We start from the raw sequence: 8136 nt of genomic DNA, 5'->3' as shown, positions 1-8136 counted from the left end.
TGCTGTGGCGTGCGTGCTCGTTTTCCGGCGTGTCCCGGGGGCGGTGCCGCGCCGGGCGGCCCTGCCGTGGACGACCTCGCCGGGCGCCCCGCCCGGCGCGGGACGAGGCCCTGCCAACGGCGGCAGGCGAGCCGTCCCGCCACAGCGAGCCGTGCGCGCCGCGCGCGACCGAGATGAAGGTATGACCCGCATGAGAAGACGACTCCACGCGGCGGCCTCCGCCGCCCTGCTGACCGTCGCCGCCACGGCGGCCCTGACGGGCGGCGCCGCGCCGCCCGCGTCCGCGCACACGGTCAACCCGGCCGAGTTCCAACAGGTCGAGCTGGCCAAGGGCGTCGCCGAGATGGGCGAGCCGATGTCGATGACCGTGCTGCCGGACCGCTCGGTGCTGCACACCTCGCGCAACGGCACGATCCGCCGCACCACGGCGGCCGGCACCACCAGCGTGATCGGCACCATCCCGGTCTACACCCACGACGAGGAGGGGTTGCAGGGCATCGCGGCGGACCCCAACTTCGCCACCAACCGCCAGGTGTTCGTGTACTACGCGCCGCCGCTGTCGACGCCGGCCGGCGACGCGCCGTCCACCGGCACGAACTTCTCGGCCTGGAACGGGGTCAACCGGCTGTCCCGGTTCACCCTCAACGCGGACTTCACGCTGAACACCGCGAGCCAGGTCACCGTGCTGGAGGTGCCGACGAGCCGGGGCATGTGCTGCCACGTCGGCGGTGACATCGACTTCGACGCGGCGGGCAACCTCTACCTGTCGACCGGCGACGACTCCAACCCGTTCGACTCCGGCGGGTACACCCCGATCGACGAGCGCGCCGGCCGCAACCCGGCCTACGACGCGCAGCGCACCGCCGGCAACACCAACGACCTGCGCGGCAAGGTGCTGCGGATCAAGGTGAACGCGGACGGCACGTACTCGATCCCGGCCGGCAACCTGTTCCCGCCCGGCACCGCCCGCACCCGGCCCGAGATCTACGTCATGGGCCTGCGCAACCCGTTCCGGTTCAACGTGGACAAGGCCACCGGCACGATCTACCTCGGCGACTACGGCCCCGACGCGGGTTCGACCAACGCCTCGCGCGGCCCCGCCGGCCAGGTGGAGTTCAACCGGATCACGTCGGCCGGCAACATGGGCTGGCCCTACTGCACCGGCGGGAACACCACCAACGAGACCTACGTGGACTACACGTTCCCGAGCGGCCCGTCGGGCAGCCGGTTCAACTGCGCCGCGCCGGTCAACAACTCGCCCAACAACACGGGCCTGACCAACCTGCCCGCCGCGCGCCCGGCGTGGATCAAGTACGACAACTGCTCGTTCGCCGCGTTCGGCTGCGGGTCCGAGTCGCCGATGAGCGCGCCCGTGTACCGGTACGACGCGTCGAACCCGTCCACGGTCAAGTTCCCGGCCTCGCTCGACGGGCACGTGTTCGCCACCGAGTTCGGCCGCCGCTGGATCAAGACCATCGACGTCAACCCCGACGGCTCGCCGGGCACGGTGGGCGACTTCCCGTGGCGCGGCACCCAGGTGATGGACGCCGCGTTCGGCCCGGACGGCGCGCTGTACGTGCTCGACTACGGCACCGGCTGGGGCAGCGGCGACGCCAGCTCGGCGCTCTACCGCATCGAGTACATCGGCGGCGGCAACAACCGCGCGCCGACCGCGTCCGCCTCCGCCGACCGCACGTCCGGCGCGGCGCCGCTGACCGTGGCGTTCTCCTCGGCCGGCTCGACCGACCCCGAGGGCGGCGCGCTGACCTACGCGTGGAACTTCGGCGACGGCGGCACGTCCACCGCGGCCAACCCCAGCCACACGTTCACCGCCAACGGCCAGTACACCGTCACGCTGACCGTGAAGGACCCGAGCGGGCTGACGGGCAGCACCAACGTGGTGATCACGGTGGGCAACAGCGCGCCCGTGGTCACGCTGAACACCCCGGCCAACGGGTCGCTGTTCAGCTTCGGCGACACCGTGCCGTACACGATCACGGTCACCGACGCCGAGGACGGCGCGATCGACTGCACCAGGGTGAAGCTGTCCTACATCCTCGGCCACGACAGCCACGGCCACCCGATCACGTCGAGCACCGGCTGCTCGGGCACGCTCCAGATCCCGGTCGACGGCGAGCACGACTCGGCGGCGAACCTGTTCGCCGTGTTCGACGCCGAGTACACCGACCAGGGCGCGAACGGCGTGCCGCCGGCGACGACGCACACCCAGAACATCCTCCAGCCGCGGCACCGCCAGGCCGAGCACCACACGTCCCAGTCGGGCACCGCCCTGTACGACAAGACGGCGGCCGAGGGCGGGCGCACGGTCGGCGACATCCACAACGGCGACTGGATCGCGTTCCAGACCTACAACCTGACCGGCGCGAACCGGTTCACCGCCCGCGTGTCGTCGGGTGGCGCGGGCGGCACGCTGACCGTCCGCACGGGGTCGCCGACCGGTCCGGCGCTGGGCTCCGCGACGGTCCCGGTGACCGGCGGCTGGGAGGTGTTCACCGAGGTGTCCGCGTCCCTGACGTCGGTGCCGAGCACCACCGGCACGCTGTACCTCACGTTCTCGGGCACGGGCACGGGCTACCTGTTCGACCTGGACGCGTTCACCTTCGGCACGTCCACCGGCACCCGCGCCGGCGCGATCACCGGCGCGAGCGGCAAGTGCGTCGACGTCAACGGGGCCAGCTCCGCCGACGGCGCGAAGATCCAGCTCTGGACCTGCAACAGCGGCGCGAACCAGACGTGGGCCGTGAACGGCTCGACGCTGCGGTCGCTGGGCAAGTGCATGGACACGGCCAACGGCGGCACCGCCGACGGCACGGCCGTGCAGCTGTGGGCGTGCAACGGCGCCACCAGCCAGAACTGGACGGTCGGCGCGAACGGCTCGCTGGTCAACGCCAAGGCGAACAAGTGCCTGGACGCGAACGGCGGCAGCTCGGCCGACGGCACGCAGCTGATCATCTGGAGCTGCCACGGCGGCACCAACCAGCGCTGGACACTGCCCTGATGCCGTCCTCCCGGAGGAAGACGAGATGAGCACTCTGCCCACGAGACGGGCGCTCGGCGTGACCGCCGCGGCGCTCCTCGCCTGCACCGTGATCGGGACACCGCCGGCGACGGCCGCCGACGCGCCGTACGACGTGCTGGTGTTCTCCAAGACGGCGGGCTTCCGCCACGACTCGATCCCGGCCGGCACCCAGGCGGTCCGCGACCTGGGCGCGGCCAACAACTTCACCGTGACCGCGACGGAGGACGCGAGCCAGTTCACCGCCGCCAACCTCGCCCGCTACGAGGCGGTGGTGTTCCTCAACACCACCGGTGACGTCCTCGACGGGAACCAGCAGGCCGCGTTCGAGTCCTACATCCGGGGCGGCGGCGGGTACGTCGGCGTCCACTCGGCCTCGGACACCGAGTACGACTGGTCGTTCTACGGCGAGCTGGTGGGCGCGTACTTCGCGTCCCACCCGGCCATCCAGCAGGCGACGGTGCGCGTGGAGAACCGCGCGCACGCCGCCACCGCCCACCTCGACCAGGCGTGGGTGCGCACCGACGAGTGGTACAACTTCCGGACCAACCCCCGGTCCACGGCCCGGGTGCTGGCCACCCTGGACGAGTCGACCTACTCCGGCGGCTCGATGGGGGCCGACCACCCGCACACCTGGTGCAAGACGGTCGGCGGCGGGCGCTCGTTCTACACCGGCGGCGGCCACTCGCAGTCCGGCTTCGCCGAGCCCGCGTTCCGCGCCATGCTGCTGGGCGGCATCCGCTACGCGGCCAACCGGACCAAGGCCGACTGCCGCCCGGAGACCGGGTACACCGGGTTGTTCACCAGCGCCACCACCGGCTGGTCGCAGGCCGGTCCGGGCGGGTTCACCGCGAGCGGCGGCACGCTCAGCTCGTTCGGCGGCCCCGGCCTGTACTGGTACAGCGCCAAGGAGTTCCGCTCGTACTCGCTCAAGCTCGACTGGCGGCTCGCCGGCGACGGCAACTCCGGCGTGTTCCTCGGCTTCCCGCCGAGCACGGACCCGAACTCGGCGGCGGCCAACGGCTACGAGGTGCAGATCGACGCCAGCGACGCGGCCGACCGGACGACCGGCGCGGTCTACGGGTTCAAGGGCGCGGACACCGCGGCCCGGGACGCGGCGCTGAACCCGCCGGGGGAGTGGAACACCTACGAGCTGCTCGTCGAGGGCGAACGGCTCCAGGTGTTCCTCAACGGGGTCAGGATCAACGACTTCACCAACACCGACCCCGTGCGGTCGCTGACCTCCGGGCACATCGGCCTGCAGAACAACGGCACCGGCGACGACGTGTCGTTCCGCAACGTGCGGATCAAGGAACTGGGCACCACCACCCCGCGCAGCGGGCCGATCCGCTCGTCGACCGGCAAGTGCGTCGACGTCAGCGGCAACAGCAGCGCGGACGGCGCGAAGATCCAGCTCTGGACGTGCCACGGCGGCGCGAACCAGACGTGGGCCGTGAACGGCTCGACGCTGCGGTCGCTGGGCAAGTGCATGGACACGGCCAACGGCGGCACCGCCGACGGCACGGCCGTGCAGCTGCGCACCTGCAACGGCAGCACCAGCCAGAACTGGACGGCCGGTGCGAACGGCTCGCTGGTCAACGCCAAGGCGAACAAGTGCCTGGACGCGAACGGCGGCAGCTCGGCCGACGGCACGCAGCTGATCATCTGGAGCTGCCACGGCGGCGCCAACCAGCGCTGGACCCTGCCCTGATGCCGCTCACCCAGAGGAGGACGAGATGAGAAGACTGCCCACGACACGGGCGCTCGGTGCGGCCGCCGCGGCGCTCCTCGCGGTCGGCCTGGTCACGGCCGTGAGCGCGCCGGCGGCGTCGGCCGCGACGGTGGACCCGGCCGCGTGGTACGTGCTGGTGAACCGCAACAGCGGCAAGGCGCTGGACGTGTCCGCCAACAGCACCGCGGACGGCGCGGCGGTCCAGCAGTGGTCGCGCCACGACGGGACGAACCAGCAGTTCCAGTTCGTGGACGCCGGCGGCGGGTACTACAAGCTGCGCGCCCGGCACTCGGGCAAGGTGCTCGACGTCAACGGCGCGAGCACCGCGGACGGCGCGACGATCATCCAGTGGACCGACCACGGCGGCGTCAACCAGCAGTTCCGGCTCGCCGACTCGTCCGACGGCAACGTGCGGCTCATCAACCGCCAGAGCGGCAAGGCGGTCGAGGTGCAGGGGTCGTCCACGGCGGACGGCGCGCCCGTGGTGCAGTACGGCGACACCGGCGGCGCGAACCAGCAGTGGAAGCTGGTGGCGATCGGCGGCACGAACCCGCCGGGCGGCTCGGGCTGCGGCAAGGCCCCGACGCTGACGAGCGGCACGCACACCATCACCAGCAACGGCAAGAGCCGCACCTTCATCCTGCGGATCCCGTCCGGCTACGACAACAACCGGCCGTACCGGCTGATCTTCGGGTTCCACTGGCGCGGCGGCACGATGAACGACGTCGCCTCCGGCGGGACGAGCGGCGCGTCGTGGGCGTACTACGGGATGCAGGAACAGTCGAACAACAGCGCCATCCTGGTGGCGCCGCAGGGGTTCGGCAACGGCTGGGCGAACTCCGGCGGTGAGGACGTCACGTTCGTCGACGACATGATCCGGCGCATCGAGGGCGACCTGTGCGTCAGCCAGACGCAGCGGTTCGCGATGGGCTTCAGCTACGGCGGCGGCATGAGCTACGCGCTGGCGTGCGCCCGGCCGACGGTGTTCCGGGCGGTCGTGGTGTACTCCGGGGCCCAGCTCAGCGGGTGCGCCGGCGGCACGCAGCCGGTCGCGTACTTCGGCATCCACGGCATCTCGGACAACGTGCTGAACATCTCGGCGGGCCGGTCGTTGCGCGACACGTTCGTGCGCAACAACGGCTGCGCCGCGCAGAGCCCCCGCGAGCCCGCGGCGGGCAGCCGGACCCACATCACGACGACGTACTCCTGCCGCGCCGGCTACCCGGTGCAGTGGGCGGCGTTCGACGGCGGTCACGGCCCGGGCCCGGTCGACGGGTGCAGCGGCTGCGAGGACGGCACCCGGACGTGGACCAAGACGGAGGCGTGGAGGTTCCTGTCCCAGTTCTGACCCGACCGCGATGAGCCGGCCGAGACGAGCCGGCCGTGGTGCGGGGGACGGTCCCACCGTTCCCCGCACCACCGCGGGCGGGATGAGGGATCACCGGCCGGCGCGCACCGCGCGGGGTGACGCGCCCAACTCGCGGCGGCACGCCTTGTTGAACGCCTGGAGGTCGGCGAAGCCCACCGCGGCGGCCACCGCCGGGATCGGCAGGGTCGACTCACGCAGGAGGTGGCGGGCGCGTTCCAGGCGGCGGCGCCGGATGTAGGCGACCACGGTGTCGCCGGTCTCCGCGCGGAACAGCCGGATCAGGTGGTTGTGCGACACGCCCGCGGCGGCGGCGATGGCGGGCACGGTCAGCGGTGCGGCCAGGTTCGCCTCGACGTGCGCGACGGCACGGGCGACGGCGGCGTGCGGCCTCCCCACCCTCCCGGTCGACGCCAGACCCACCACGCGCCACAGCACCGCCCACACGTCCGCCACCGCCGCGGTGGGCGTCACCGGCGCGGCGGCGATGGCGTGCCGCAGCAGGTCCGCGAGCCGCGGCGCCTCGACGCCCGCGTCCTGCACCACCGGCACGGTCGACACCTCCCCCGTCCCCGGCAGGCGGAGGTGGGCGTACAGGTGCTCGGACCGGCCCCGGTAGCGGTACACCACCCGCGTGCCCGGCGGCACCAGGCTCACGTGGCCCGGCCGGATCGGGTGCGGGGCGCCGGCCACCGCCAGGTCCGCCTCGTAGCCGTACAGGTGCAGCTGCCACAGGTCGGGCAGGAGGAATTCGTCGCGGCGACCGGCGACGCCGTGCACGGCCACCCCGAGGTTGACCACGGAGGGCGGTTCGCCGAGTGACACCGCCACCTCGCGCATGGTGAGAACGTACCAGTATTGGTGACTGCGACCCACGACACGACCGCAGGTCGTGCCTACCGTCTGGGGAATGGGAACCAGCAGCCACCTGCTCTCCTCGGTGCTGATGGCGCGCTTCGCGGCACAGGGATTCCTGCGCCTCGACGCGGTCGTGCCCGAGGAGTTGAACGCCCGCGCCGTGCGCGCCATGGCCGAGGGCGTGCCGGCGGTGCCGTACGGCACCCCGTTGGGCGAGGCGTTCGGGGAGCACTCCTTCGCCCGCCGCCTCGTCGACCTCCCGCCGGTCGCCGGCGCGCTGCGCGGCCTGGTCGGCCCGGACCCGACCGTCGACCACGTCGCCGTCCACGTCCGCGAGCCGCACGAGGGCGCGGCCCAGCCGTTGCACGGCGACGCGATCATCGACACCCGCCGGGACGCGTTCGACGTGCAGCTCATGTACTACCCGCACGAGGTCACCGCGGACATGGGCGGGACGCACCTCGTCCCCGGCAGCCACCTCCGCCAGACCAACGAGAGCGACACCGGGCGCTACCAGAACCTGTGCGGCCAGATCCGGCTCACCTGCCCCGCCGGCACGGTCCTGCTGCTGCACCACGGGATCTGGCACGGCGGGCGGCGCAACGACTCGGCCCGCCGCAGGTACATGTTCAAGATCAGGTTCAACCCGACGGTCCGCCAGGTGCGGCTGTGGGACACCGACGACCTGGACGACCCCGCCGTGGTGACCGAGCTGTCGGCGACCTACCCGTGGTACGAGCAGGCGACCGCGCGGCTGGAGGTCTACAACCGGGTCCTGCTGTGGCGGGCGCTGACCGGTGACGACTCGTTCGACGTCGAGCGCTGGGTGACCCGCGTGCACAACCGCCCCGGGAGGACCGCGTGAGGCAACGGGTCCTGATCCTGTACCTGGCCTCGTCCACGTTGGACGACCGGGTCGTCGCCTGGTCGTCCTACGACGGCACCGGCCGCACCACTCCCACCACCGGGGACGGCGACGAGCCGCCCTACCGCACCGGGACGGACGCCCTGCGCGACGGCTGGCGGCTCTTCCAGGCGTCCCAGCTCCTCCCGCCGCACCCCGGCCACGAGTACGACACCTCGTTCCTCAAGCACGAGTTCCTGTTCGAGAAGCTGGAGTGACCGGCGTGGTCCGGCCGGGGC

The 8136-nt window shown here is 72.3% G+C and carries 5 protein-coding genes and 1 pseudogene; 5 read left to right on the top strand and 1 reads right to left on the bottom strand.

Annotated elements, in window-relative coordinates:
• Nucleotides 1-190: 190 nt before the first annotated feature.
• From ACFXGA_RS38115 to ACFXGA_RS38105, 3 genes and pseudogenes are all read left to right on the top strand, one after another.
• Nucleotides 191-3019: a PQQ-dependent sugar dehydrogenase gene (locus ACFXGA_RS38115; RefSeq protein ID WP_378097378.1), complete on the top strand. Its 2829-nt coding sequence runs from the start codon at nt 191-193 to the stop codon at nt 3017-3019.
• Nucleotides 3020-3044: 25 nt separating this feature from the next.
• Entirely contained in the window at nt 3045-4748 is a 1704-nt protein-coding gene (locus ACFXGA_RS38110) for a ThuA domain-containing protein (protein WP_378097375.1), read from the top strand.
• A gap of 25 nt (nt 4749-4773) precedes the next feature.
• Nucleotides 4774-6114: pseudogene (locus tag ACFXGA_RS38105) on the top strand (RICIN domain-containing protein); the annotation flags it as partial.
• Nucleotides 6115-6207: 93 nt separating this feature from the next.
• On the opposite strand, the gene ACFXGA_RS38100 reads toward ACFXGA_RS38105, so the two are convergent.
• The gene (locus ACFXGA_RS38100; RefSeq protein ID WP_378097372.1) at nt 6208-6975 is read right to left on the bottom strand and encodes a helix-turn-helix transcriptional regulator; all 768 of its coding nucleotides are present in this window, start codon (nt 6973-6975) and stop codon (nt 6208-6210) included.
• A gap of 70 nt (nt 6976-7045) precedes the next feature.
• Here ACFXGA_RS38100 and ACFXGA_RS38095 point away from each other — a divergent pair, with 70 nt between their 5' ends.
• Both ACFXGA_RS38095 and ACFXGA_RS38090 read left to right on the top strand, forming a co-directional pair.
• The gene (locus ACFXGA_RS38095; RefSeq protein ID WP_378097369.1) at nt 7046-7858 is read left to right on the top strand and encodes a phytanoyl-CoA dioxygenase family protein; all 813 of its coding nucleotides are present in this window, start codon (nt 7046-7048) and stop codon (nt 7856-7858) included.
• Nucleotides 7855-8115, top strand: a complete 261-nt coding sequence (locus ACFXGA_RS38090; protein ID WP_378097366.1) for a hypothetical protein — start codon at nt 7855-7857, stop codon at nt 8113-8115. Before ACFXGA_RS38095 ends, ACFXGA_RS38090 begins: the two co-directional genes overlap by 4 nt.
• The last annotated feature ends 21 nt before the right edge of the window (nt 8116-8136 follow it).

The sequence above is a fragment of the Actinosynnema sp. NPDC059335 genome (assembly GCF_042752395.1).
Classification (GTDB): Bacteria; Actinomycetota; Actinomycetes; order Mycobacteriales; family Pseudonocardiaceae; genus Actinosynnema.
This window is presented reverse-complemented; position numbering and strand designations above follow the sequence as displayed.